Origin of the sequence: Streptomyces fumanus, assembly GCF_014655295.1 — a bacterium.
Classification (GTDB): Bacteria; Actinomycetota; Actinomycetes; order Streptomycetales; family Streptomycetaceae; genus Streptomyces; species Streptomyces fumanus.
In genome coordinates this window covers 215,331-238,637 of the sequence record NZ_BNBI01000006.1, presented here as the reverse complement: position 1 = coordinate 238,637, position 23,307 = coordinate 215,331, and the positions used below count along the sequence as shown (strand labels likewise).

Below are 23,307 nucleotides of genomic sequence, written 5' to 3'. Positions count from 1 at the left end.
TGCGGGAGGTGACGGACCATGTCATCCAGAGGCGATCTGGCCGCCGTGGTGGAGACCCTGCGCCTCGCCCCGAGCGGCGGCCTGATCGATGCCGACCCCGCGGACTGCGCGCTCTCCCTCGGAGTGGACGGGGTCGCGGTGTCCGCGCTGATGGGCGAGGGGGCGAGCGAACTGCTGTGGGCCACCTCCGGGGCCAGTACCGTGCTGGAGGACCTCCAGTACACCCTGGGCGAGGGACCCGGGCCCGACGTGGCGAACTCGTGCGCGGCCGTCCTGGTGCCCGATCTGACGAAGGTGCCGGCCGACCGGTGGCCCGCGCTGCTGCCGCAGGCCCTGCGCGCGGGCGTCGAGGCGGTCTTCTGCCTTCCGCTGCACATCGGCGGCGCCTGCCTGGGCACCCTCACCCTCCAGTGCGCCGCGGCCGGTCCGCTGCCGGAGCGGGACCTCGCCGACGCCTGGATCGTGGCCAACACCCTGACCTCCGTACTCGTGCGGAACGCGGAGCGGTGGACGGCCACGGCCGAGGACGGCTCCGACCTCTACCGGGCGGTCGTGCACCAGGCCGCCGGGATGATCAGCGTGCAGGCCGAGGTGAGTCTGGCCGAGGCGCTGCTGCTGCTGCGGGCCCACGCCTTCCGCCAGGGCACACCGGTGGTGCGGGCCGCCGAGGACGTGGTGGCCCGGCGGGTGCACTTTCGCAATGATGGGGACGAGCCGGGCGCGTCTGGCCGGCGAAGGGACTGCACAAGGCCATGACTCGTGAGGAACGCCTGCTGGCGGCCGTCATCGACGCGGTGGACACCCTCGTCGACGACTTCGACCTGATCGACTTCCTGCACACGCTGTGCGACCGCTGCACCGAGCTGCTGGACGTGACGGCGGTCGGCGTGATGCTCGCCGACCCCGGCGGCCGGCTCCAATTGATCGCCGCCTCCGACGAGCACACCCGGCTGTTGGAACTCTTCGCGCTCCAGCACGAGGAGGGGCCCTGCGTACGGTGCCACGCGGACGGCACCGCCCGGCTCAACATCCCCCTCGACTCGCCCGTCACGGCCGCCGAGTACCCGCTGTTCGCCGCGCAGGCCCGCGCGGCCGGGTTCGCCGTCACCCACGCCCTGCCGATGCGGCTGCGCGAACAGGTCGTCGGGGCGCTCAACCTCTTCGACGCCCGCGAGCAGGACATCGACGCCGCCGACGCCCGGGTGGCGCAGGCGCTGGCGGACGTGGCGACCATCGCGATACTCCAGCACCGCACCCTGGCCCACGCCAACCAGGAACGCGCCCAACTGCGGGCCGCCCTGTCCAGCCGCATCGTGATCGAGCAGGCGAAGGGCATCCTCGCCGAACGCTGGGACACCGGCGTCGACGAGGCGTTCGCCGCCCTGCGCCGCTACGCCCGCGCCCACCGGACGGGCCTGTCCGCGCTGGCCCAGCGGCTGATCGACGGGGAACTCGACAGCGACGCCCTGCGACGGGCCTGATCCTGCGGAGACCTCGTGGACGACGACGACCAGCTCACCGGTCTCTGGCGGCGCATAGCGGACGCCGGGGACATCACCCTCGGCGCGGCCTGTGACGTGTGCGCCGCCGACCTCTCCGTGGACTGCGCCGGGATCACCCTGATCGACGGCGGGGAGCTGCGGACGCTGGGCCACGCCACCGACGAGCGGGCCCGGCGCCTGGAGGACAACCAGTTGGTGACCGGGGAGGGGCCCTGCACCGAGGCGTACGTCCGGCAGACCCTCGTCGAGTCGGCGGACCTGCACGACGCCTACGCGCGCTGGCCCGCCTTCGCGCCGGTCGCGGTCGAGGAGGGCGTACGGTCCGTGACCGCGCTGCCGCTGACCATAGGGCGGGGCCGGATCGGCGCCGTGGACCTCTACCGCACCGCGCCCGGCCCGCTCACCGAGCCGGAGCGGGAGCGGGCGCGCGGCTACGCCCGCATCCTCACCCTGCTCGCCCTCGACTCCCGGCCCGGCCTGCTCGCCCCCCGGCACCAGCCGCTCCGGCCCGGCCCGCAGGGCTTCCCGCCGCACGTGCACGCGGCCGCCGGCATCCTCGCCGAGCGGTACGCGCTGCCGCCCGACGACGCCCTGGCCAGGATGCGCGCACACTCCTTCCGGCACGGCCAGCCGCTGTCCCGGACCGCGGAGCACGTCCTCGCCCACCGGACGCTGGACTGAGCCCCGCGGTCCCGGGCCCTCAGTCCAGCACCGGCAGCAGCTCCGGCAGGTGCCCGTCCGAGGCCGCCGCCGCGCGCCGCCGCTCCTCGGGGACCTCGCCGTACAGGGTGGTCCGGGGCTTCGCGGGCCGCCCGGCCGCGTCCGCGACCGCGATCAGGTCCCGCACCGACTTGTACGAGCCGTAGGACGACCCGGCCATCCGGGAGATGGTCTCCTCCATCAGCGTGCCGCCCAGGTCGTTCGCCCCGGACCGCAGCATCTCGGCCGCGCCCTCCGTGCCCAGCTTGACCCAACTGGTCTGGATGTTGGGGATGTACGGGTGCAGCAGCAGCCGGGCCATCGCCGTGACCGCCCGGTTGTCCCGGGTCGTCGGGCCGGGGCGGGCGATGCCGGCCAGGTAGACCGGCGCGTTGGTGTGGATGAACGGCAGCGTCACGAACTCCGTGAAGCCGCCCGTGCGCTGCTGGATGCCGGCCAGCGTGCGCAGGTGGCCGAGCCAGTGCCGGGGCTGGTCGACATGGCCGTACATCATGGTGGACGAGGAGCGGATGCCCAGTTCGTGGGCGGTCTCGACGACCTCGATCCAGGTGGCGGTGGGCAGCTTGCCCTTGGTGAGGATCCAGCGGACCTCGTCGTCGAGGATCTCCGCGGCCGTGCCCGGGATCGAGTCCAGGCCGGCCTCCTTCGCCGCGGTCAGCCACTCGCGGATGGACAGGCCGGTCCGGGTGGCGCCGTTGACGACCTCCATCGGCGAGAAGGCGTGCACGTGCATGCCGGGGACGCGTTCCTTGACCGCCCGGGCGATGTCGAAGTACGCCGTGCCCGGCAGGTCGGGGTGGATGCCGCCCTGCATGCAGACCTCGACCGCGCCGACCTCCCACGCCTGCTGGGCGCGGTCGGCGACCTGGTCCAGGGAGAGGGTGTAGGCGTCGGCGTCGGTGCGGCGCTGGGCGAAGGCGCAGAACCGGCAGCCGGTGTAGCAGACGTTGGTGAAGTTGATGTTCCGGGTGACGATGTACGTCACGTCGTCGCCGACGGCCGACTTGCGCACGTCGTCGGCGACCCGGCACAGGGCGTCCAGGGCGGGGCCGTCGGCGTGCAGCAGGGCGAGCGCCTCGGCGTCGGTCAGCTTCGTCGGGTCGTCGGCGGCGGTGGCCAGGGCGGCGCGGACGTCGGTGTCGATGCGCTCGGGGGCCATGCCGGGGGCGGCGGCCTCGCGCAGGGCGGCCCAGTCGCCGTACACCTCGTCGAAGTCGTCGCGGCGGTCGGTGGTGCGGCCCTCGGTGTCGATGGTGGCGTGCAGATCGGTGCGGCCGGAGGCGGTGAACACCTCGTCCGGCTCCTGCCACGGGCGGCCCTGGACCACGGCGTCCTCGCGGGCCAGACCGGTCGCCGGGTCGGCGAGCGCGGCGACGTGCGGGCGCAGCCGGGGGTCCAGCCAGGGCTCGCCGCGCTGGACGAACTCCGGGTAGACGCAGAGGCGTTCGCGCAGTGCGAACCCGGCGGCGCGGGACTGCTCGGCCAGCTCCTCGATCCGCGGCCAGGGGCGCTCGGGGTTGACGTGGTCGATGGTGAGCGGGGAGACACCGCCCCAGTCGTCGATGCCGGCGCCGATCAGGCGTCCGTACTCGCGGTCCACCAGGTTGGGCGGCGCCTGGATGTTGGCGGCCGGGCCCATGATGAGCCGGGCGACGGCGACCGCGGCGACCAGCTCGTCCAGCTCCGCGTCGGGCATGCCGCGCATCGCGGTGTCCGGCTTGGCGCGGAAGTTCTGGATGATCAGCTCCTGGACGCCGTGGTAGGCGCGGGCGATCTTCCGGAGCGCGAACAGGGACTCGGCGCGCTCCTCGTAGGTCTCGCCGATGCCGATGAGCAGGCCGGAGGTGAAGGGCACGGAGGAACGCCCGGCGTCCTCCAGGACCCGCAGCCGGACGGCCGGTTCCTTGTCCGGGGAGCCGTAGTGCGGGCCGCCCGGCTCGGACCACAGACGGGTCGCGGTGGTCTCCAGCATCATGCCCATGCTGGGCGCGACCGGCTTCAGCCGCTGGAAGTCGGTCCAGGTCAGCACGCCGGGGTTGAGGTGCGGCAGGAGGCCGGTCTCCTCCAGGATGCGGATGGAGATGGCACGGACGTAGGCGATCGTGTCGTCGTAGCCGTGCGCGTCGAGCCACTCGCGCGCCTCCGGCCAGCGGTCCTCGGGCTTGTCGCCGAGGGTGATCAGCGCTTCCTTGCAGCCGAGCGCGGCGCCCTTGCGGGCGATGTCCAGCACCTCGTCCGGGGACATGAACATGCCGTGGCCGTCGCGGCGGAGCTTGCCGGGGACGGTGACGAAGGTGCAGTAATGGCACTTGTCGCGGCACAGCCGGGTCAGCGGGATGAAGACGCTCTTGGAGTACGTGATGACGCCGGGCCGGCCCGCCGCGTCGAGACCGGCGTCGCGGACGCGGGCGGCGGAGGCGGTGAGGTCGGCCAGGTGCTCGCCGCGGGCCTGGAGGAGGACCGCGGCCTCGGAGACGTCCAGGGTGACGCCGTCTCGGGCGCGTTTGAGGGCGCGACGCAGGGAGTTCTCGGTGGGGCCGGGTCCGGGGGTCGCGGAGGTCGTCATTCTTCGAGGATACGAGGGGGGTGATCAGGGGGGTGGGGGGTGGTTTGTCGGGTGCGGGTGCGTTGTGGTTGATCGCGCCCACGCGGCGGAGCCGCATATTGATACAGTCCCGCGCCCCTAGGTTGGCTTTCCTTCCGGCGATTGATTGCCTTGCCGTTTCGCTCAGTTCACGGGCGGATTGGAGCGTTGGGCTCATGGGTGCTGATATCGGTAGGCGTGCCGTGGTCGTGACGGGGGGCGCTGCCGCGCTTACGTTGGGGAGTGTGAGCTTCGCTTCGGGGGCCGAAGGGCAGGAGAGCAGGACGATCCGGGGGACGCTGCCCACCGGGTCGCCGGACTTCGTGTACGTGCCGGTCGAGGTGCCGCCGGGGGTGCGGGAGTTCCGGGTCTCCTACCGCTACGACCGGCCGGCCGTGCCCACCGGGACCGTGGGCAACGCGCTGGACATCGGCGTCTTCGACGAGCGCGGCACCGAGTTGGGCGGCCGGGGGTTCCGGGGCTGGTCGGGCGGGGCCCGTACGGAGTTCTTCCTCCGCGCCGACGAGGCCACTCCGGGGTATCTGCCGGGGCCGGTGCGCGCGGGGACCTGGCATCTCGCGCTGGGTCCGTACACGGTGGCCCCGCAGGGGCTGTCGTACGAAATCACGGTGACGCTGACGTACGGCGAACCGGGCGAGGGCGTGCGGCCGGTCTACCCGCCGGAGCGGGCCAAGGGGCGGGGGCGGGCCTGGTACCGGGGGGACTGCCATCTGCACTCCTGGCACTCCGACGGGCGCCGCACCCCGGCCGAGATCGGGGCGCTGGCGCGGGCCGCCGGGCTGGACTTCATCAACTCCTCCGAGCACAACACCTCCTCCGCGCACGCCCATTGGGCCGAGGTCGCCGGGGACGACCTGCTGGTGATGGTCGGCGAGGAGGTGACGACCCGGAACGGGCACGTGGTGGCGCTGGGCACCGACCCGGGGACCTTCGTGGACTGGCGCTACCGGGCGCGGGACAACCGCTTCGGGCGGTTCGCCCGGCAGATCCGCCGGGCCGGCGGACTGGTCGTACCGGCCCACCCGCACGCCACCTGCATCGGCTGCAACTGGAAGTTCGGATTCGGCGAGGCCGACGCGGTCGAGGTGTGGAACGGGCCGTACACGCCCGACGACGAGGTGGCGCTCGCCGACTGGGACTCGATGCTGGTGGCCTCCGTGCGCGAGGGCCGGGACTGGATCCCGGCGATGGGCAGCAGCGACGCCCACCGCGACCCGGACGTGATCGGGCTGCCGCAGACGGTGGTCCTCGCCGACGACCTGACCCGGCGGGCGATCCAGGAGGGCATCCGGGCCGGGCGGTCGTACATCGCCGAGTCGGCCGGGCTGACGCTTTCGTTCACCGCGTCCGGCGGGCGCGGAGAGCACGCCGGGATCGGGGAGCGGCTGCGGGTGGACCCGGACACGCCGGTCACCGTGCGGCTGGCGGTGACCGGCGCCCCGCGCTGCACGGTCCGGTTCGTCACCGACCAGGGGGTGCTGCACACCAGCGCCCCGCTGCCGGTGTCCGGCGAGGGCGTGGTGGAGTGGCGGACCACCGCCGCGTACGCCGCCTACGTACGGGCCGAGGTGCGGCACGAGGCCGCGGCCGGGCCGGTGCCGGGGGCGCTCGCCGCGTTCACCAACCCGGTGTTCCTGGGCCGTCGCTGAGGTCGGCGACGACCGCCGCGTGGTCGGAGGGCCAGACGCCGTCCACGGGGCCGTCGCCCGCCCGCCGGACCGCCCGGACGGTGCCGGGGCCGGGCGGGCCGACGTGGATGTGGTCGACGCGGGCCGCCTCCTCGCCGGTGATGTACGGGTTGGCCGGGTCCCAGGTGGCGGCCGGGGCGTCCGGGTCGGCGTACTCCCACAGGTCCCGGAAGCCGTGCGCGGCCAGCGGGCGGACCTCGGCGGAGTCCGGTTCGGCGTTGAAGTCGCCGGTGAGGACGGGCGGGTGGCCGGCGTCCCGGGCGTGCTCGGCGACGAAGCCGGCCAGGGCGCCGACCTGCTCGGCGCGGACCGCCGAGGCGTGCGAGGCGGAGGTCAGGTGCACGGTGACGAACGGCAGCCGTCCGCCGGGGGTGTCCAGCCCGGCGTACAGCGCGAGCCGCCCGTCGTCCAGGTCCTCGGGGGCGGGCAGCTTCAGCACCGCCCGGTCCGTCACCGGCCAGCGGCTGAGCACCGCGTTGCCGACGCCGACCGTGCCGGCCCCGCTGTCCAGCAGCCGGCGCTGCCAGCGCTCCGGTGCCTCGGAGGCAGCCCACGCCCAGTGCAGGCCGAGTTCGCCGGCCAGCCACCCGGCGAGGTTCTCGCCGTCGGCCTCCCACACCTCCTGGAGGCCCACCACATCGGGGCGCAGCTCCCGCAGCACGGCGAGGATCGCCTTCTGCCGTTCGGCCCAGGGCCCGAACCGCCACCACAGATTCCAGGTCACGATCCGCACGACCGCACCGCCCGTCTCTCGCCGTTCCCTCGTCCCCTTGAGCTTTTCCGGGGACCATCGAAGAACACGGGACCGTCACGGGACGGTCAGGAGACGGGAAGCCGAAGGACAGATGACGACCGACCCCGCGAAGAAGTACCGGGCCGTGCGGCCCGTCCAGCGCCGGCTCAACGCGCTGCTGCGCGCACTGCCGTTCCAGACCCTGCTGGAGACCACCGGCCGGGTCTCCGGGCTGCCGCGCCGCACCCCGGTCGGCGGGCGCCGGGTGGGCGGCTCCTTCTGGCTGGTGTCGGAGTTCGGCGACCGCTCGCAGTACGTCCGCAACCTCCGGGCCGATCCCCGGGTCCGGGTCCGGCTGCGGGGCCGCTGGTACCCGGGGACCGCGCACCCGCTGCCCGACGACGACCCGGTGGCCCGGCTGCGGGCGCTGCCCCGGTTCAACAGCGCGGCCGTGCGCGCCTTCGGCGCCGGGCTGCTGACCATCAGGGTGGACCTTGACGAGTAGCCGTACGACGCGCCGCCGTACTTCCAGGAGTGGTGAAGAGGTCGTGACGGTACTGCGCGGCCGCTTGTGATCGGTGTCTCCCCCGGCTGACGAGGTCGGCCCGCGCAAGGCAGACTGGCAGGGTTGCTCAGGACGTCTAGGGGGACGACATGGACGGTGTGCCGCGAGTGCCGAAGCCTCGGCGGGCCGGTTCCTCGGCGGAACCGGCGGCCCTGCGCTTCGCCGTGCTCGGCCCGGTGCGCGCCTGGCGCGGCGAGGAACCGCTGGCCACCGGCTCCCCGCAGCAACGCGCCCTGCTCGCCGCCCTGTTGCTGCGCGAGGGCCGCACCGCCGTGCCGGCCGAGCTGATCGACGCGCTGTGGGGCGAGGACCCGCCCTCCCAGGCGCTGGCGGCGATCCGCACGTACGCCTCCCGGCTGCGCAAGGTGCTCGGCGCCGAGGTGCTGGTCAGCGAGTCCGGCGGCTACGCCGTGCGGGGGCTGGCCGACGGGGCGCTGGACCTCGCCGACGTCCGGCGCCTGGCCGCGGAGGCGGACAAGGCCCGCGCCGGCGGGGAGCTGGGCCGGGCCCGGGACCTGCTGCGGCGGGCGCTGGCCCGGTGGGACGGCGAGGTGCTCGCCGGGGTGCCGGGGCCCTACGCGCAAGCCCAGCGGGCCCGGCTGGAGGAGTGGCGGCTCCAGCTCCTGGAGTGCCGCCTCGACCTGGACCTGGAACAGGGCCGGCACGCCGAGGCGGTCTCCGAACTGACCGCGCTCACCGCCGAGCACCCGCTGCGGGAGAAGCTGCGCGAGCTGCTGATGCTCGCCCTGTACCGGTGCGGACGGCAGGCCGAGGCGCTCGCCGTGTACGCCGACACCCGGCGGCTGCTGGCCGAGGAACTCGGCGTGGACCCGCGCCCCGGTCTGCGCGAACTCCAGCAGCGCGTCCTGCGCGCGGACCCGGCCCTCGCCGAACCCGCCGCGCCCGCGGCCGGACCGGCGCCGGTGCCGGTGCGGCCCGCCCAGCTCCCGGCGACGGTGCCCGACTTCACCGGGCGGGCCGGGTTCGTCCGGGAGCTGAGCGCCGCCCTGGCCTCGGCGGAGGGCCGGGTCATGGCGGTCTCCGCGCTGGCCGGGATCGGCGGGGTCGGCAAGACCACCCTCGCCGTGCACCTCGCCCACCAGGCCCGCGCCGCCTTCCCCGACGGGCAGCTCTACGTCGACCTGCAGGGCGCCGGGCCCCGGGCGGCCGAACCGGAGGCGGTGCTCGGCTCCTTCCTGCGCGCGCTGGGCACCGAGGACGCGGACGTGCCGGACACCCTGGAGGAGCGGGCGGCGCTGTACCGGTCGGTGCTGGACGGGCGGCGGGTCCTGGTGCTGCTGGACAACGCCCGCGACGCCGCCCAGGTACGGCCGCTGCTGCCGGGCACGCCGGGCTGCGCGGCGCTGGTGACCTCCCGGGTGCGGATGGTGGGCCTGGCCGGGGCCCACCTCGTCGACCTGGACGTGATGTCGCCGGAGGAGGCGCTCGCCCTCTTCACCAAGATCGTCGGTGCGGAGCGGGTCGCCGCGGAGCGGGAGGCCACCCTCGACGTCGTCGCCGCCTGCGGGTTCCTGCCGCTGGCGATCAGGATCGCGGCGTCCCGGCTGGCGGCCCGCCGTACCTGGACGGTGTCGGTCCTCGCGGCCAAACTCGCCGACGAGCGGCGCCGGCTGGACGAGTTGCAGGCCGGGGACCTGGCGGTGGCGGCCACCTTCGAGCTGGGCTACGGGCAACTGGAGCCCGCCCAGGCCCGGGCGTTCCGGCTGCTGGGCCTCGCGGACGGCCCGGACATCTCCCTGTCGGCGGCGGCGGCGGTGCTGGACCTGCCGGCGACGGCCACCGAGGACCTGCTGGAGTCGCTGGTCGACACCTCCCTGCTGGAGTCGGCGGCGCCCGGCCGCTACCGCTTCCACGACCTGGTCCGGCTCTACGCGCGTGCCTGCGCCGACCGCGACGAGCCCGCCGCCGAGCGCTCGGCCGCGCTCTCCCGGGTGCTGGACTTCTACCTGGCCACCGCCGCCGGGGTGTACGCGCTGGAGCGGCCCGGCGACCGGCTGGTGGACCACCTGGCCGGCACCGACCACCCGGGGCTGCGGTTCACCGCGGGCACGGCCGCGCTGGACTGGCTGTACTCCGAGGCCGCCGCGCTGCTGGCCTGCGTACGGCAGGCGGCCGGCACCGACCGGCTGCGCCGGGCCGTGGACCTGCTCTGGGCGGCCAAGGACCTGACGGAGTCGGGGGCCGACTCCCGGGCGTACGAGGCCACCGCCCGCGCGCTGTGCGACGCCACCCGGGAGGCGGGCGACGTCCGTGCCGAGGGCCGGGCCCGCACCACCCTCACCAATGTGCTGCTGGTCTCCGGGCGGATCCAGCAGGCCGCCGAAGAGGCCCGGCTCGCCATGGACCTGGCCGCCTCGGCCGGGGACGCCATGGCGGTGAGCTGGGCCGCCAACGACCGGGGCCTGACCTGTCTGCACCAGGGCCGCTACGCCGAGGGCAAGACCTTCTTCGAGCAGTCCATCGAGGGGTACGGCGCGATCGGCAACCGCCCGCTGGAGGCGCTCAGCCTGTGCAACCTCGCCCGCGCCCACCTGGGCATGGGCAATGTCACCGAGGCGGTGGAGATCGCCCAGCGGGCGCTGCTCGCCTACCGGGCGATCGGGCGGACCCTGCGGCTGGGCAACGGCCACTTCACGCTGGGCATCGCGCTGACCCACGCGGAGCGGTACGCCGAGGCGCTGGCGGAGTTCTCGGCGGCGCTGGAGGTGTTCGGCGCCCACCGGCAGCGGCTGTGGGAGGGGACGACCAACTTCCGGATCGCCGAGGCCCATCTGGCGGCCGGCCGGCCGGCGCAGGCCGCCTGCTCCGCCGAACAGGCCCTGGCGCTGGGCTGCATCGGCGGGGACCGGATGCGGGGCACGGTGCTCACCCTGCTCGGCCGGGCGCTGGACCGGCTCGGCCAGGTGGACCGGGCCACGGCCTGCTGGCAGGAGGCGCTCAGCCTGCTGGAGGAGAACGGCAGCCAGCCGGAGGCGGAGCAGGTCAGGGCGCTGCTCGCGCCGGCCACCGCGGCCTGAGCGGGCCCGGCGGGACCGGCGTTCAGCGTTTGTTTATCGGCACCCGGCACTCTCTGACCCACGGACCGTCGCGTCGGGGGGCAGGCGGTCCGGGCGGAGCCCGACCGGTTAGGGTGCGGCTCCGAACGCCCGTCCGGCAGCCCTCGGGGGAGCTACCGGACGGGCGTTCCACACTCGCCACCTCGCCACCACAGCTAAGGACGCAGCGCATGAGCGACGAGAAGAACGTGGACGCCACCACCCAGGACAACGGCATGCCCACCCCGGCCGCGAAGCAGCCGGAGGCCACCAAGCAGGACAACGGCATGCCCAGTGAGCCCGTCAGCACCTCGGGCATCACCACCATGGACAACGGCATGCCCGCGCCGCCCGCCCTGGACCTGGACGGCGGCAAGTAGCCATCTCCTGACGGGGACCGGCCGCGGCGGCGCGGAGGGGAGCCGCCGCGGCCGTGGCATGTCCGCGTCCGGAACGGGCCCGCGCGGTCAGGCCGTGCGGGCCGTTCCCGTGCCCTTCTCCGCGTCCAGCGCGTACACGCAGCGGTCCTTGCTGCACGCGTACACGATGCCGTCCCGCACCACCGGCGACCCGGTGATCTCGCCGCCGGTCGCCAGCTTCCAGCGCAGCCGGCCGTCGTCGGCCTTGAGCGTGTAGAGCAGGTGGTCGGTGGAGCCGAAGTGGATCCGGCCCTCGGCGACCGCGGGCGCGCCCACGATGTCGCCGCCCGCCTGGAAGCGCCACTTGGGCGTGCCCGTGACCGCGTCCAGGGTGTAGAGGCCCTTGCCGCTGCCGACGTGCACATGGCCCCCGGCGACCAGCACCGGCTCGGTGGCGGCGCGGGCCTCGGTGGCGATCCGCCAGCGGTCGCGGCCGTCGGTGGCGTCGAGGGCGTAGACCGTGCCGAGGTAGTCGGCGAGGTAGACGCCGCCGCCGGTGACGGCCGGGCCGGGCACGAAGACCGGCGGGCACAGGAAGACCGCCGGGGCCTCGAAGTGCCAGCGCACGTGCCCGCTCGCCACCTCCAGCGCCAGCACGCGGGTGCCGGCGCTGACGTACACGTAGCCGTCCTGCGCCTGGGCCACCCGGACCGGGACGCCGCCGCAGGAGGCCGCGTCGCCGATCGGGTACGACCAGCGCTCGTCGCCGCTGCGGGCGTCCAGGGCGCGCAGCCGGGCGTCCTGCCAGACGTAGACCGTGCCGTCGTGCAGGACGGCGCCGGCCTCGGGGGACTCGAAGTCGGTCTGGCAGCCGGTGATCTCCCACAGCTTCCGGCCGGTGGACGCCTCCCACGCCTGGACGCCGCCGCCGCGGGTGCCGGTGACGACCGTGCCCCGGTCGGCCTGGATCGAGTACACCCAGGCGTCCGTGCGGAACCGCCACAGGTCGGCGCCGGAGCGGGCGTCCAGGGCGAACAGGGTCGGCCCGTCGGAGGCGTGGATCCGGCCGTCCGCGACCGTCATCGACCAGGCCACGTCCCGGGTCTTGAAGCGGCGCCGCCCGGTGGCCACGTCCAGGGCGTGCACCTCGAAGGAGGTGACGTAGACCAGGTCGTCGGCGACGGAGGGGGTGCCCCACAGGTCGTTGGACATCCGGAACCGCCAGGGCCGCCAGGTGCCCGGCGCGGCGTCCGGGGGCGCGGCGGGGGCGGGCGGCACGGCGGGGTCGGCGCCGTTGACGCCGGGGCGGGGCTTGGACCAGGAGGCGGCGAGGGCGGCCTCCGGGGGCGGTGCCTTGACGGCGGTGGCCCGGGTGTCGGCGACCCGGGGGCCGGGGCCGATCGGCACCGCGGCGCCGGCCAGCCGGACCGGCCCGGTGCCGGGGGCGCCGGCCGGCCCGGGCACCGGCGGGGCGGTGGCGGGCGGCGGCGGGACGACGGGGTCGTGCGCGGGCGGCGGCGGCACGGCCGGGGCGCGGCCCGCGCTGCGGCCCGCGGCGGGGCCCGGCTTGGCGGGGGGACGGCCGCCCCGGCGGGACTCGATCAGGCTCACCGCCCGCTCGGGCAGCCACGCCGACGCCGTACCGCTGTCGTCGGAGCCGGAGCCGAACAGGTGCGGGGCGAGCTGGGCCTGGAGGTCGGCGGGGCTCGGGCGGGCCGCGGCCTCCATCTGCATGCAGGACTCGATCAGCGGGCGCAGCTCCTCGGGCAGCCCGTCCAGGTCGGGGCCCTCGCGCAGCAGCATGAACACCGTCTCGACCGGGTTGGCGCCGTGGAACGGGGCGTGGCCGGTGGCGGCGAAGACCAGGGTGGAGCCGAGGGAGAAGACATCGCTGGCGCCGGTGACGCTGCGGGAGTCCTTGGCCTGCTCCGGGGACATGTAGGCGGGGGTGCCGACGGCGACGTTGGTCATCGTCAGACGGGTGTTCGACACGCCGGAGGCGATGCCGAAGTCGATCACCCGGGGGCCGTCCTCGACGACGAGGACGTTGGACGGCTTGAGGTCGCGGTGGACCAGCCCGGCGCCGTGAATGGACTGGAGCGCCTCGGCGACACCCGCCGCCAGCCAGCGCACCGCCTGGGCCGGCAGCGGCCCGCACTCGTTCACTATCTCTTCCAGCGAGGGCGCGGGCACATAGGCGGTGGCCAGCCACGGCACGGCGGCGCGGGGGTCGGCGTCGACCACGGCCGCGGTGTAGAAGCCGGAGACCGCGCGGGCCGCCTCGACCTCCCGGGTGAACCGGACGCGGAAGAGCTGGTCCTCCGCCAGTTCCGTGCGCACCGTCTTGATCGCCACGCGCCGCCCGGACGCCGAGCGCGCGAGGTAGACCAGCCCCATGCCGCCGGCCCCGAGCCGCCCCAGCACCTCGAACGGCCCGATCCGTCGCGGATCGTGCTGCGTAAGCTGATCCACTTGCCTGCCACCTCCCCGTACGAGCCGCGCCACCCACATATGTCCGCGGCCGAAGTGCAGCGTCTCACCACCGCTACGCCGTGGCGGCACGCACCCCGATTCTTCCTGTCCGGACCGCCGGTTGCGAACCTGGTGACAATCAGGGTGTCTCATCCCATTGGCGGGCGAAAACGTTCATACGTCAACGTTCCAGCAGGGCGAACGAGGCGCCCTGGTCGTCCGTGACCACCGCGACCCGCCCGTACGACGCCTCGAAGGGCGGCGCCTGCACCCGGCCGCCGAGCCGCGCCACCCGCTCCAGCGCCGCCGCGCGGTCGGCGACCCGGAAGTGGACCAGGAAGTGCGGCGGCATCTCGGCGGGGAAGACCTCGGTGACGGCCGCCCGGCCGAAGTCGGGCGCGGCGCCGGGGCCGAACAGGGCGGCGTGGAACAGGTCGCCGTAGAACGCGTCGGCGGCCTCGGTGTCCCGGGTGTACAGCTCGGCCCACGCGAAGCCGCCCGGCACCCGCCGCCCGCCGAACCCGGCCGCGCCGGGTTCCCGCAGCCCGAAGACGGCGCCCTGGGGGTCGGCGGCGAGGGCGGTCAGGGCGGGGTGCGCGCCGAGGTCCGTCGCGGGGTGCGGGGCGGTGACGAGCTGTCCGCCCCGCGCCTCGATCCGCGCGGCCAGCGCCCCCGCGTCGGCGGTGGCGAAGTACACCGTCCACACCGTCGGCATCCGGCCGTCCGTCTTGGGGACCAGCGCGGCCACCGGCTCCCCGCCGAGGCGGGCCAGGACCGCGCCCGAGGGGCCCGCCGGGGCGTCGAAGGCCCACCCGAAGAGACCGCCGTAGAAGCGCCGGCCCGCCGCCACGTCGGGGAGTTGCGCGTCCACCCAGCAGGGGACGCCCTCTGCATCCGCGGATGCCCTGTTTTCGGCCATGTCGTCAACGTAACCGGCTCCCGCGCACCGCGCAGACCAGGCGCATCGGCCCTTTCCCACCCCCGCGACCCATTTGCAGTCGGCCGAATAGCGCTCCTCACCCCCCTCGGTAAGCTGACGGCATGACAGGACAAGTGCGTACCGTCGACGGCCGCGTGGCCGGCCGGCGAGGGCAGGCGACCCGGCAGAAACTGCTCGACTGCCTCAGCGAGATGCTCAGCTCCTCCCCGTACCGCGACGTCAAGGTCATCGATGTCGCCCGCCGGGCGGGCACCTCGCCCGCGACCTTCTACCAGTACTTCCCGGACGTCGAGGGCGCCGTCCTGGAGATCGCCGACCGCATGGCCGCCGACGGCAGCGCGCTGACCGCGCTGGTCGAGGGCCGCTCCTGGGCGGGCAAGGCCGGCTGGCAGACCGCGCAGGAACTGGTCGACGGATTCCTGGAGTTCTGGAAGAAGAACGACGCGATCCTGCGGGTGATCGACCTCGGCGCCGCCGAGGGCGACAAGCGCTTCGCCCGCATCCGCGCGAAGATCCTCAACTCGGTGAACAGCTCCCTGGCGGACTCCGTCGCCGAACTCCAGTCCAAAGGGCGGGTCGACAAGGACCTCAGCCCGGCCGCGATCGCCGGTTCCCTGGTCGCGATGCTCGCGGCGGTGGCCTCGCACCAGAAGGGCGCCTCGGCCTGGGGCGTCAAGCAGGCCGAACTGCGGCCCAGCCTCGCCGTGCTGGTGCACCTCGGCATCACCGGCAGAAAGCCCACGCGGTAGCCCCGCGGGGCCGCGCGGCCCCGTCACCCTCCGCGCCAAGTCCTGTCTGGCAGGCGGCGGTTCACCCGGGTGGACCGCCGCCTGTCGCGTTCCGGCGGGAACACCTCGGCGGTCGTTCCCGTTGCGCCGTATGACGTGCCGCCCGTACCGCAGGAGGAGACCACGATGGCCCTGACCCGCGAAGAGCGCGAACAGTTCCTGGCCGAGCCGCACATCGCCGCCCTCGCGGTGGACGCGGGCGCCGGCCGCGCCCCGCTGACCGTGCCGATCTGGTACCAGTACGCGGCCGGCGACGACACCCTGTGGATCATGACCGGGTCCGCCTCGCGCAAGTACGAGCTGATCAAGGCGGCGGGCCGGTTCTCGCTGCTGGTCGACCGGCTGGAACCGAGCATCCGGTACGTGTCCGTGGAGGGCCCGGTGGTGGAGACCGCCCCCGCCACCCGGGAGCTGCTCCGGGAGGTCTCCGCCCGGTACCTGCCGGCCGAGAAGGTCGACGGCTATGTCGACTTCGCCTGGGAGCACCACGGCGACCAGGTGATCGTCCGGATGCGGCCCGAGCGGTGGGTCTCCTCCGACCTCGGCTCGGTGTGAGCGGGCGCGGTAACCGACAATCGGGGCATGGAACCCGATCTCGACGCCCTGCTGAGGTCGCTGCGGGTCTGGGACCCGGCAACGACCGAGCTGCCGCCGTTCGACCCGGCCGCCGCGCCCGCCGAGCCGCTGGCGCTGTTCACGCGCTGGTTCGGCGAGGTGGTGGCGGCCGGGCAGCGCGAGCCGCACACCGTGACGCTGGCGACGGCGGACGCCGAAGGGCTGCCGGACGCCCGGATCGTGATGCTGCACGGCGCGGACGCGGACGGCTGGTCCTTCGCCGGGCACGCGGGCAGCCGCAAGGGCCGCCAGCTCGCCGCCCGGCCGTACGCGGCCCTCGTCTTCCACTGGCCGGTCCTCGGCCGCCAGGTGCGGGTGCGGGGGCCGGTCGCCGTCGCCCCGCCCGAGGCGGCGCGGGCCGATCTGCGGGCGCGCTCGACGGGGGCGCTGGCCGCCGCGCTCACCGGTCGGCAGAGCGAGCCCCTCGGCTCCCCGGCGGAACTGGCCCGCGCCTCGGCGGCGGCCTGGGACCGCGCCGCCGCCGACCCGGACACCCCGGTACCGACCTGGACGCTGTACCGACTGCGCCCGGACGAGGTGGAGTTCTTCCAGGGCGACCCCCGGCGCCGGCACGTCCGGCTGGTCTACCGACGGTCCGGGGAGGGCGAGTGGGACACGGGGCTGCTGTGGCCGTGAGCGGTCAGAGGGCCGATTCCTCGGCGGTCACCGGGGGCGCGTGACCGGGACGGTCAGGGCGTCGGCTCCGGGTCCGTCGCCAGGCGGGCGTGGAGGTGGACGTCGCGGAACCGGTCCTGGCGGCCCGCCTCGAACATCGCGCCGCGCAGGGTGCCTTCGTAGCCGAAACCGCAGCGCTCGGCGACCCGGCAGGAGGCGTCGTGGCCGAGGGCGTGGCCCAGCTCCACGCGGTGCAGGCGCAGGTCGTCGAAGGCCCAGCGCGTGGCGAGCAGCAGGGCGCGGCGGGCGACGCCCCGGCCGCGGGCCTCGGGCAGCACCCAGTAGCCGACGCGGGCCAGCTTCAGCGGCCGGTTGATCTCGTGGAACCCGATGTGCCCCAAGGTCGTCCCGGTCTCCTCTTCGGTGATCCGGAACGACACGGTCCGGCCCTCCGCCTGCTCCTGGGCCCGGGACCGCAGCGCCTCGCGGACGCCGGCCAGGTCGGTGACCGGCCTCAGCGGCGTGTTCCAGCGCCGGAAGTCCGGGTCGAGCAGCCCGCGCAGCCAGGTTTCGGCGTGGGCGTCGGACTCGGCGTCCCAGGAACACAGGCGCAGCCCGTGGCCGCGCGGTCCGGGACGGTCGGTGGGGAGGGGCTCACTGGTGTGGGACATGACCCTTATTGAAACGCCTGTACGACTCAACGAACCACCAGGTGCCGTACGGACGCCCCCGCCCCGCACACCGGCGCCCGGCGTGACCGATCCGCAATCGATTCCCGTCGTGACCGAGACCCACCGGCGCCGGGCGTGATTACGCTCGCCGCATGGCCGACTCCCCCACGCCCGCCGGCGCGCCCGGCGCCCTGCCCGTGTACGTCGTCGGCGGCGGTCCGGGCGGGCTCTCCGTCGCCTACGCGCTGCGCGCCAAGGGCATCCGCGCCGTCGTCCTGGAACGCTCCGACCGGGTGGGCGCGTCCTGGCGGCGGCACTACGACCGGCTGCGGCTGCACACCACCCGGGGGCTGTCCGCGCTGCCCGGTCTGCCGATGCCGCGCCGCTTCGGCCGCTGGCCGGCCCGGGACGACGTGGTGCGGTACCTGGAGAAGTACGCCGAGCACCACCGCCTGGAGGTGGTCACCGGCGTCGAGGTCTCCCGGATCGAGCGCGCCCCGGACGGCGTCAACTGGCTGCTGCGGGCCTCCGGCGGGCGGGAGCTGACCGGCGCCGCGGTGGTGGTCGCCACCGGCCACAACCACACCCCGCGCATCCCGGACTGGCCCGGCCGGTCCACGTACACCGGCGAGTTCCTGCACGCCTCGGCCTACCGGAACGCCGGGCCGTTCGCCGGCCGGGACGTGCTGGTGGTCGGCGTCGGCAACACCGGCGCGGAGATCGCCGTGGACCTGGTGGAGGGCGGGGCCGCCCGGGTCCGGCTGTCGGTCCGGACGCCCCCGCACATCGTGCGCCGCTCGACGGCCGGGTGGGCCGCCCAGTACACCGGTGTCCTGGTCCGGCGACTGCCGGTCCGGCTGGTCGACAAGCTGGCCCGGCCGGTGGCCCGGCTCAGCGTGCCCGACCTGTCCGCGCACGGGCTGCCCCGGCCCGCCACCGGCCTCTACAGCCGGGTCGGCGAGGGCGCCATACCCGTGCAGGACGCCGGACTGATCGACGCGGTGCGCCGCGGCCGGGTGGAGGTGGTCGCCGCGGTGACCGGGTTCGAGGACGGCAAGGTGCTGCTCGCCGACGGCGGCCGGATCGCCCCGGACGCGGTGATCGCGGCCACCGGGTACCTCCGCGGGCTGGAGGGCCTCGTCGGCCACCTCGGCGTCCTGGACGCACGGGGCCGGCCGGTGGTGCACGGGCCCCGGACCGCGCCGGGCGCGCCCGGCCTGTACTTCACCGGCTTCACCAACCCGATCAGCGGCATGCTCCGCGAACTCGCCCGGGACGCGCCCCGGATCGCCGGGGCCGTCGCCCGCTGGGGCCGGGACCGGCTCTCCCGTCCGGTCGCCTGAACCGGGCCCGGCGGCCGGGTCAGGCGAGGGCCGCCGGCACGGGGGCCGGGCGCCGGCGGATCACCAGGGCCATCAGGGCCGCCGCCGCGCACAGTGCGCCGGAGGCGTACCAGACCACGTCGTAGCTGCCGAAGGTGTCACGGGCCAGGCCGCCGAGGAAGGCGATCAGCGCGGCGCCGACCTGGTGGGAGGCGAGCACCCAGCCGAAGACGATCGCGCTGTCCTCGCCGTAGTGCTCCCGGCACAGGGCGAGGGTGGGCGGGACGGTGGCGACCCAGTCCAGGCCGTAGAAGACGATGAAGAAGATCATCGGCGGGTGCACGGTGGGCGCCAGGAGCAGGGGCAGGAAGAGCAGCGAGACACCGCGCAGGGCGTAGTAGACGGCGAGCAGGCGGCGGGCCTCGAAGCGGTCGGTGAACCAGCCGGAGGCGACCGTGCCGACCACGTCGAACACGCCGATGACGGCGAGCAGCGAGGCGGCGGCCGTGATCGGCATGCCGTGGTCGTGGGCGGCGGGCACGAAGTGGGTCTGGATCAGGCCGTTGGTGGAGGCGCCGCAGATCGCGAAGGTGCCGGCCAGCAGCCAGAACGGACCGGTGCGCGCGGCGGAGAACAGCACGCCCAGGGTGCGCCGGGCGGCCCCGCGCACGGGCGCCGGCTTGGGCACGAACTCCGCGGCGCCGTACGGCTTCAGGCCGAGGTCGGCCGGGTGGTCGTGGAGCAGCAGCCAGACGAACGGGACGACCGCGAGGGCGGCGAGGGCGACGGTGACGGCGGCCGGGCGCCAGTCGTGGTGCGCCACGATCCAGGAGAGCACCGGCAGGAAGATCAGTTGCCCGGAGGCGGAAGCGGCGGTGAGGATGCCGCTGACCAGGCCGCGCCGGGTGGTGAACCAGCGGTTGGTGACGGTGGCGGCGAAGGCCAGGGCCATCGAGCCGGAGCCGAGGCCGACCAGCAGGCCCCAGCAGAGCAGCAGTTGCCAGGCGGCGGTCATCCACACCGTCAGGCCCGAGCCGAGCGCGATCACGGTGAGGGCGGCGGCGACCACGCGCCGGATGCCGAAGCGGTCCATCAGGGCCGCGGCGAACGGCGCGGTGAGCCCGTACAGCGCGAGGTTGACGGAGACCGCGGCGCCGATGGTGCCGCGCGACCAGCCGAACTCCTGGTGCAGCGGGTCGATGAGGAGGCCGGGCACGGAACGGAAGGCGGCGGCGCCGATGATCGTCACGAAGGTGACGGCGGCGACGAACCAGGCGCGGTGCACCGCGCGTCGGCGGGACCGGCCGGGCGCGGGCTGCTGTACGGCGGCTGCGGCGTCGGTTGTCTGGGTCACGTCATGAATCCTCGGCGACCGGGTTCCCGGCGAACGAGTGGCCCGGAGGACATGGTTCGCTAGGATCGGGCCATGACGCCCGACCGGAGACACCGTGTCGTCGTGCTCGCCCTCGACGGCCTGCTCCCCTTCGAACTGGGCATCCCCCAGCGCATCTTCGGCCTCGCCCGCACCCCCGAGCGCCGCCGCCTGTACGAGGTGGTGACCTGCTCGGTCCGGCCGCCCGGCCCGGTTCGCGCGGACGCCGACTTCGACATCCTGGTGCCGCACGGCCCCGAGGCCCTCGCCACCGCCGACACCGTCGTCATCCCCGCCTCCTACGAACTCGGCCCGGTCTACGAACAGGGTGTGCTGACCGAGGAGTTGAAGGCCGCCTTCGCGATGGTCCGGCCCGGCACCCGGCTGGTCGCCATCTGCACCGGCGCCTACGTGCTCGCCGCCGCCGGCCGCCTCGACGGCCGCCCGGCGACCACGCACTGGGCGCACGCCGAGCACTTCCAGCGGCTGTTCCCCCAGGTCGCGCTGGATCCGGACGTGCTCTTCGTGGACGACGGGGACGTGCTGACCTCGGCCGGGGTGGCGGCCGGGATCGACCTGTGCGTGCACCTGGTGCGCCGGGACCACGGCACGGCGGTGGCCAACGACGTGGCCCGGCTGACCGTGGTGCCGCCGCACCGGGACGGCGGGCAGGCGCAGTACATCGCGCGCCCGGTGCCCGATCCGCAGCAGGCGTCGACCAGCCGGGCCCGCGCCTGGGCGCTGGACCGGCTGCACGAGCCGATCCAACTGCGGGACCTGGCCGAGCGGGAGGCGATGTCGGTGCGCACCTTCACCCGGCGGTTCCGCGAGGAGGTCGGCGTCAGCCCCGGGCAGTGGCTGACCCGGCAGCGGGTGGAGCGGGCCCGGCATCTGCTGGAATCCACCGATCTGGGCATCGACCAGGTGGCCCGGGACGCGGGCTTCGGCACCGCCCAGTCGATGCGGCAGCACCTCCAGGCGGCGCTCGGGGTGACACCCACGGCGTACCGGCGGACGTTCCGCGACGGCGGGGCGGGGGCGGGGGCCGGGCGACGCCTCAGCCGTTTCCCGGATCTCTGTCCACAGCCTGTGGACAGAGATTCGACCGGCTGAGGACATCGCCGCCGTGACGCGACCCACGCTCGCCGAGGGCCGCCGGACCGGTCCCTCGCCGTCCCCTCACGGCGAATCGCTGAACCCCAGCGTGAGCGGCCGAACACGGTGCGTCAACAGTCTTTGAGGAGATTGTCCCGGTACATCCGCTTGGTCCGGGACGCGCACGGAGGCACGGACCGGCGCATGCGCCCCTTTCCCGCCGGACGGCCGACCTTCGCCCCCTTCCGCGCCGCCGCCTACACCACCTCGTAGGCGACCCCGCCGAGGACCGTCGTCCGCTCGCGCTCCGGCGGCGGGTCACCGTCCGGGCCGGGGCGGTCCAGTTCGCACCAGACGCGCTTGCCGGCGCCCTCCGGGTGCCAGCCCCAGCGGTCGGCGAGCCCGTCCACCAGGGCGAGGCCGCGCCCGCCCGTCGCGTCGCCGTCCGCGCACCGGGGCACCGGGGCCCGGCCGCTGCTGTCGGTCACCTCCAGCCGGACGGTGGCCGCGCCGGGCAGCGACAGACGCACCACGGCGCAACAGCGGGTGTGCACGACGGCGTTGGTGACCAGTTCGGAGACGAGCAGGACCAGCGTCTCGGCGAGCGACTCGTCGGCCGCTATCCCGGAACCGGCCAGCCGCGCACGGACCCACCTGCGGGCCCGCCCCACCTCGGCGGGGTCCGGCCGGACCTCCAACTGCGCCTGATGCACCTGCACCGCTCACACCATCCGAACCGGCGGACACCTGGGCTCGCGCCGCACGAGGGCCACGATCGTGGACATGGGCTGCTCCTTCGTGGGACAGCATGGTTGACGTACAGTCACGCCAACAAGCGCTTCGGGCATATTCCAGCGCGAAGGACCCCTCGTACGGCATACTGTGCGGCCCCCTCCGGGAAGGGCCGAACAGGCGGACGACGTGCGCCCCTGCGGCCGGGACACGCGCCGCCCCGGGCCCGGCCCGGCACCGGTTCCGCGCGGTGCCGGGGGCCACGCTCCGTGACCTGGGCGGGCGGTCGGCCGCCAAGGTGCCGTCCGGGCGCGGTGGTTACTCCGGCACCGTGAAGTAGGCGGCGAACGCCGGGACGACGTCGGCCTCGCCGACCGTGCCGTCGCCGTCCGCGTCGAGCCGCGCGGCGACCTGCCCGGCGGTCTCCGGCGGCACGCCGAGGGCGGTGAGCGCCCGCTCGGTGTCCTCGACCGTCACGGCACCGTCGTCGTCGGTGTCGGCGACGGCCAGGGCGGCGTGCAGGAAGGGCCGGGCGATCTCGGCGAACCGGTCCGGGTTGTCCCGCAGGCGCTTGAGCGCGCCGGTGACGAACTCCGCACGCGTGATCCGCTGGTCGCCGTCGCGGTCCGCGATGCCGGCCATGCCCTGCCAGAACGCCTCGGCACCGCCGTACAGCGCCTGTCCCCTGTCGGACCGCGCCGCGACGCCGAACTCCGCGAGCAGCGCCTTGGCCGCCCCGCTGAAGTCCAGCTTGTCGATGTATCCGTTGCCGTCCTGGTCGAAGGTGGCGAACCGGGCCGCGATCCTGCGCTCGTACTCGCTGCTGACCATGTCTTTCAGGCCGCCTTACGTCGGGTGGGGTACGTCTCGGACGGAGCGTACGTCGGCGGGGGCGGCCCTGAGGCCGGAAAGCCGCGCCCGTGCCGGTCCCAGGGGCGTTCCGGGACGGCGGTGTGACCCGGCCCGCTCACGCGGACAGCGGGCGGGGCCCGTCCCCGGTCGCCGAGGCCAGGTCGGGATGGCAGTCGAACAGCCGGCGCACCCCCAGCGCGCCGAGCACCCGGTTGACGTGCGAGCCGTCGACCGCGCCCCGGGCCGGCAGGATCAGCCGCAGTCGCCCCTGGCAGGACCGGACCAGGCGGCGCGAGCCGACCAGCACCCCGACGCCGCTGGAGTCGCAGAACAGCACGTCGGACAGGTCGAGGACGATGCTGTGCCGGCCCTCCGCGATCGCGTCGTGCACCCGCTGGCGCAGTACCGGCGACGTGACCAGGTCCAGCTCGCCCGTCACCTGGAGCACGGCCCACGCGCCCCGCTGGTCTCCGGCCACGTTGAACGTCACCACCATGCCCCTCACTCGCCGGGCCGCCCGCGAGAAACGGACGGCATCCCTACGGTTTCCTGGGCGCGCGCCTGCCCACCGGCCATGCCCGCAAACTCCCCGCCGGAAACGGATC

General features: G+C 74.8%; 21 protein-coding genes. 12 read left to right on the top strand and 9 right to left on the bottom strand.

Annotated elements, in window-relative coordinates; translation table 11 throughout:
- Nucleotides 1-18 precede the first annotated feature (18 nt).
- The 3 genes from IE316_RS15285 to IE316_RS15275 are packed head-to-tail and all read left to right on the top strand — an operon-like array spanning nt 19 to nt 2,183.
- Nucleotides 19-756: a GAF domain-containing protein gene (locus tag IE316_RS15285; protein ID WP_190204862.1), complete on the top strand. Its 738-nt coding sequence runs from the start codon at nt 19-21 to the stop codon at nt 754-756.
- Nucleotides 753-1,481 carry a GAF and ANTAR domain-containing protein gene (locus IE316_RS15280; protein WP_190204861.1) on the top strand — a complete coding sequence of 243 codons (729 nt, stop codon included), beginning with the start codon at nt 753-755 and terminating at the stop codon, nt 1,479-1,481. The genes IE316_RS15285 and IE316_RS15280 overlap by 4 nt, the downstream gene beginning before the upstream one ends.
- A gap of 15 nt (nt 1,482-1,496) precedes the next feature.
- Nucleotides 1,497-2,183: an ANTAR domain-containing protein gene (locus IE316_RS15275; RefSeq protein WP_190204860.1), complete on the top strand. Its 687-nt coding sequence runs from the start codon at nt 1,497-1,499 to the stop codon at nt 2,181-2,183.
- 19 nt (nt 2,184-2,202) lie between these two features.
- Here IE316_RS15275 and IE316_RS15270 read toward each other — a convergent pair whose 3' ends face one another.
- On the bottom strand, nt 2,203-4,788 hold the full coding sequence (locus IE316_RS15270) for a bifunctional FO biosynthesis protein CofGH (protein ID WP_190204859.1): 2,586 nt from the start codon (nt 4,786-4,788) through the stop codon (nt 2,203-2,205).
- Nucleotides 4,789-4,982: 194 nt separating this feature from the next.
- Between IE316_RS15270 and IE316_RS15265 the strand changes: the two genes are divergently transcribed.
- Complete coding sequence (locus IE316_RS15265) at nt 4,983-6,476, top strand: CehA/McbA family metallohydrolase (RefSeq protein WP_190204858.1); 1,494 nt, start codon at nt 4,983-4,985, stop codon at nt 6,474-6,476.
- Here IE316_RS15265 and IE316_RS15260 read toward each other — a convergent pair.
- Nucleotides 6,445-7,248 (bottom strand): endonuclease/exonuclease/phosphatase family protein, encoded by an 804-nt coding sequence (locus tag IE316_RS15260; protein ID WP_190204857.1) that lies wholly within the window; start codon nt 7,246-7,248, stop codon nt 6,445-6,447. The two genes, IE316_RS15265 and IE316_RS15260, sit on opposite strands and share 32 nt — an antisense overlap.
- Nucleotides 7,249-7,360: 112 nt before the next feature.
- Here IE316_RS15260 and IE316_RS15255 point away from each other — a divergent pair, with 112 nt between their 5' ends.
- The 3 genes from IE316_RS15255 to afsS all read left to right on the top strand — a co-directional run bounded on the left by IE316_RS15255 (nt 7,361) and on the right by afsS (nt 11,249).
- Nucleotides 7,361-7,753, top strand: coding sequence for a nitroreductase/quinone reductase family protein (locus IE316_RS15255; RefSeq protein ID WP_190204856.1), 393 nt, complete (start codon nt 7,361-7,363; stop codon nt 7,751-7,753).
- Nucleotides 7,754-7,902: 149 nt separating this feature from the next.
- Nucleotides 7,903-10,851, top strand: a complete 2,949-nt coding sequence (afsR, locus tag IE316_RS15250) for an SARP-family global regulator AfsR (RefSeq protein ID WP_190204855.1) — start codon at nt 7,903-7,905, stop codon at nt 10,849-10,851.
- 209 nt (nt 10,852-11,060) lie between these two features.
- A complete protein-coding gene (afsS, locus tag IE316_RS15245) occupies nt 11,061-11,249 on the top strand; it encodes a regulatory protein AfsS (RefSeq protein WP_190204854.1) in 189 nt (62 codons plus the stop codon).
- A gap of 87 nt (nt 11,250-11,336) precedes the next feature.
- On the opposite strand, the gene afsK is transcribed toward afsS, so the two are convergent.
- Nucleotides 11,337-13,739: a protein serine/threonine kinase AfsK gene (afsK, locus tag IE316_RS15240; protein ID WP_190205087.1), complete on the bottom strand. Its 2,403-nt coding sequence runs from the start codon at nt 13,737-13,739 to the stop codon at nt 11,337-11,339.
- A gap of 142 nt (nt 13,740-13,881) precedes the next feature.
- Nucleotides 13,882-14,619 (bottom strand): AfsK-binding protein KbpA, encoded by a 738-nt coding sequence (kbpA, locus tag IE316_RS15235; RefSeq protein WP_190204853.1) that lies wholly within the window; start codon nt 14,617-14,619, stop codon nt 13,882-13,884.
- Nucleotides 14,620-14,753: 134 nt separating this feature from the next.
- Here kbpA and IE316_RS15230 point away from each other — a divergent pair, with 134 nt between their 5' ends.
- The 3 genes from IE316_RS15230 (at nt 14,754) to IE316_RS15220 (ending at nt 16,679) form a co-directional block, all read left to right on the top strand.
- On the top strand, nt 14,754-15,389 hold the full coding sequence (locus IE316_RS15230) for a TetR family transcriptional regulator (RefSeq protein ID WP_190205086.1): 636 nt from the start codon (nt 14,754-14,756) through the stop codon (nt 15,387-15,389).
- Nucleotides 15,390-15,554: 165 nt separating this feature from the next.
- Nucleotides 15,555-15,983 carry a pyridoxamine 5'-phosphate oxidase family protein gene (locus IE316_RS15225; protein ID WP_190204852.1) on the top strand — a complete coding sequence of 143 codons (429 nt, stop codon included), beginning with the start codon at nt 15,555-15,557 and terminating at the stop codon, nt 15,981-15,983.
- 27 nt (nt 15,984-16,010) lie between these two features.
- Nucleotides 16,011-16,679, top strand: a complete 669-nt coding sequence (locus tag IE316_RS15220; RefSeq protein ID WP_190204851.1) for a pyridoxine/pyridoxamine 5'-phosphate oxidase — start codon at nt 16,011-16,013, stop codon at nt 16,677-16,679.
- Between the two features lie 53 nt (nt 16,680-16,732).
- Here IE316_RS15220 and IE316_RS15215 read toward each other — a convergent pair whose 3' ends face one another.
- Nucleotides 16,733-17,329, bottom strand: a complete 597-nt coding sequence (locus IE316_RS15215) for a GNAT family N-acetyltransferase (RefSeq protein ID WP_190204850.1) — start codon at nt 17,327-17,329, stop codon at nt 16,733-16,735.
- A 152-nt stretch (nt 17,330-17,481) separates the two neighbouring features.
- On the opposite strand from IE316_RS15215, the gene IE316_RS15210 reads away from it, so the two are divergent.
- Nucleotides 17,482-18,672 (top strand): flavin-containing monooxygenase, encoded by a 1,191-nt coding sequence (locus IE316_RS15210; protein ID WP_190204849.1) that lies wholly within the window; start codon nt 17,482-17,484, stop codon nt 18,670-18,672.
- Between the two features lie 19 nt (nt 18,673-18,691).
- Here the strand turns inward: IE316_RS15210 and IE316_RS15205 are convergent, their stop codons facing one another.
- Complete coding sequence (locus IE316_RS15205; protein WP_190204848.1) at nt 18,692-20,005, bottom strand: MFS transporter; 1,314 nt, start codon at nt 20,003-20,005, stop codon at nt 18,692-18,694.
- Nucleotides 20,006-20,077: 72 nt separating this feature from the next.
- Between IE316_RS15205 and IE316_RS15200 the strand changes: the two genes are divergently transcribed.
- Complete coding sequence (locus tag IE316_RS15200) at nt 20,078-21,136, top strand: GlxA family transcriptional regulator (protein ID WP_190204847.1); 1,059 nt, start codon at nt 20,078-20,080, stop codon at nt 21,134-21,136.
- A 239-nt stretch (nt 21,137-21,375) separates the two neighbouring features.
- Here the strand turns inward: IE316_RS15200 and IE316_RS15195 are convergent, their stop codons facing one another.
- The 3 genes from IE316_RS15195 to IE316_RS15185 form a co-directional block, all read right to left on the bottom strand.
- A complete protein-coding gene (locus IE316_RS15195; RefSeq protein ID WP_190204846.1) occupies nt 21,376-21,837 on the bottom strand; it encodes an ATP-binding protein in 462 nt (153 codons plus the stop codon).
- Between the two features lie 331 nt (nt 21,838-22,168).
- Nucleotides 22,169-22,681 carry an EF-hand domain-containing protein gene (locus IE316_RS15190; protein WP_190204845.1) on the bottom strand — a complete coding sequence of 171 codons (513 nt, stop codon included), beginning with the start codon at nt 22,679-22,681 and terminating at the stop codon, nt 22,169-22,171.
- A 136-nt stretch (nt 22,682-22,817) separates the two neighbouring features.
- Nucleotides 22,818-23,198, bottom strand: coding sequence for an STAS domain-containing protein (locus tag IE316_RS15185; RefSeq protein ID WP_190204844.1), 381 nt, complete (start codon nt 23,196-23,198; stop codon nt 22,818-22,820).
- Nucleotides 23,199-23,307 lie beyond the last annotated feature (109 nt).

What these genes read in the sequence shown, in the direction of transcription:
- IE316_RS15285 (WP_190204862.1), top strand. Translation starts at nt 19, where the DNA reads ATGTCATCCAGAGGCGATCTGGCCGCCGTGGTGGAGACCCTGCGCCTC.
- IE316_RS15280 (WP_190204861.1), top strand. Translation starts at nt 753, where the DNA reads ATGACTCGTGAGGAACGCCTGCTGGCGGCCGTCATCGACGCGGTGGAC.
- IE316_RS15270 (WP_190204859.1), bottom strand. Translation starts at nt 4,788, where the DNA reads ATGACGACCTCCGCGACCCCCGGACCCGGCCCCACCGAGAACTCCCTG.
- IE316_RS15265 (WP_190204858.1), top strand. Translation starts at nt 4,983, where the DNA reads ATGGGTGCTGATATCGGTAGGCGTGCCGTGGTCGTGACGGGGGGCGCT.
- IE316_RS15255 (WP_190204856.1), top strand. Translation starts at nt 7,361, where the DNA reads ATGACGACCGACCCCGCGAAGAAGTACCGGGCCGTGCGGCCCGTCCAG.
- afsR (WP_190204855.1), top strand. Translation starts at nt 7,903, where the DNA reads ATGGACGGTGTGCCGCGAGTGCCGAAGCCTCGGCGGGCCGGTTCCTCG.
- afsS (WP_190204854.1), top strand. Translation starts at nt 11,061, where the DNA reads ATGAGCGACGAGAAGAACGTGGACGCCACCACCCAGGACAACGGCATG.
- afsK (WP_190205087.1), bottom strand. Translation starts at nt 13,739, where the DNA reads ATGTGGGTGGCGCGGCTCGTACGGGGAGGTGGCAGGCAAGTGGATCAG.
- kbpA (WP_190204853.1), bottom strand. Translation starts at nt 14,619, where the DNA reads ATGGCCGAAAACAGGGCATCCGCGGATGCAGAGGGCGTCCCCTGCTGG.
- IE316_RS15225 (WP_190204852.1), top strand. Translation starts at nt 15,555, where the DNA reads ATGGCCCTGACCCGCGAAGAGCGCGAACAGTTCCTGGCCGAGCCGCAC.
- IE316_RS15220 (WP_190204851.1), top strand. Translation starts at nt 16,011, where the DNA reads ATGGAACCCGATCTCGACGCCCTGCTGAGGTCGCTGCGGGTCTGGGAC.
- IE316_RS15215 (WP_190204850.1), bottom strand. Translation starts at nt 17,329, where the DNA reads ATGTCCCACACCAGTGAGCCCCTCCCCACCGACCGTCCCGGACCGCGC.
- IE316_RS15210 (WP_190204849.1), top strand. Translation starts at nt 17,482, where the DNA reads ATGGCCGACTCCCCCACGCCCGCCGGCGCGCCCGGCGCCCTGCCCGTG.
- IE316_RS15200 (WP_190204847.1), top strand. Translation starts at nt 20,078, where the DNA reads ATGACGCCCGACCGGAGACACCGTGTCGTCGTGCTCGCCCTCGACGGC.
- IE316_RS15190 (WP_190204845.1), bottom strand. Translation starts at nt 22,681, where the DNA reads ATGGTCAGCAGCGAGTACGAGCGCAGGATCGCGGCCCGGTTCGCCACC.
- IE316_RS15185 (WP_190204844.1), bottom strand. Translation starts at nt 23,198, where the DNA reads ATGGTGGTGACGTTCAACGTGGCCGGAGACCAGCGGGGCGCGTGGGCC.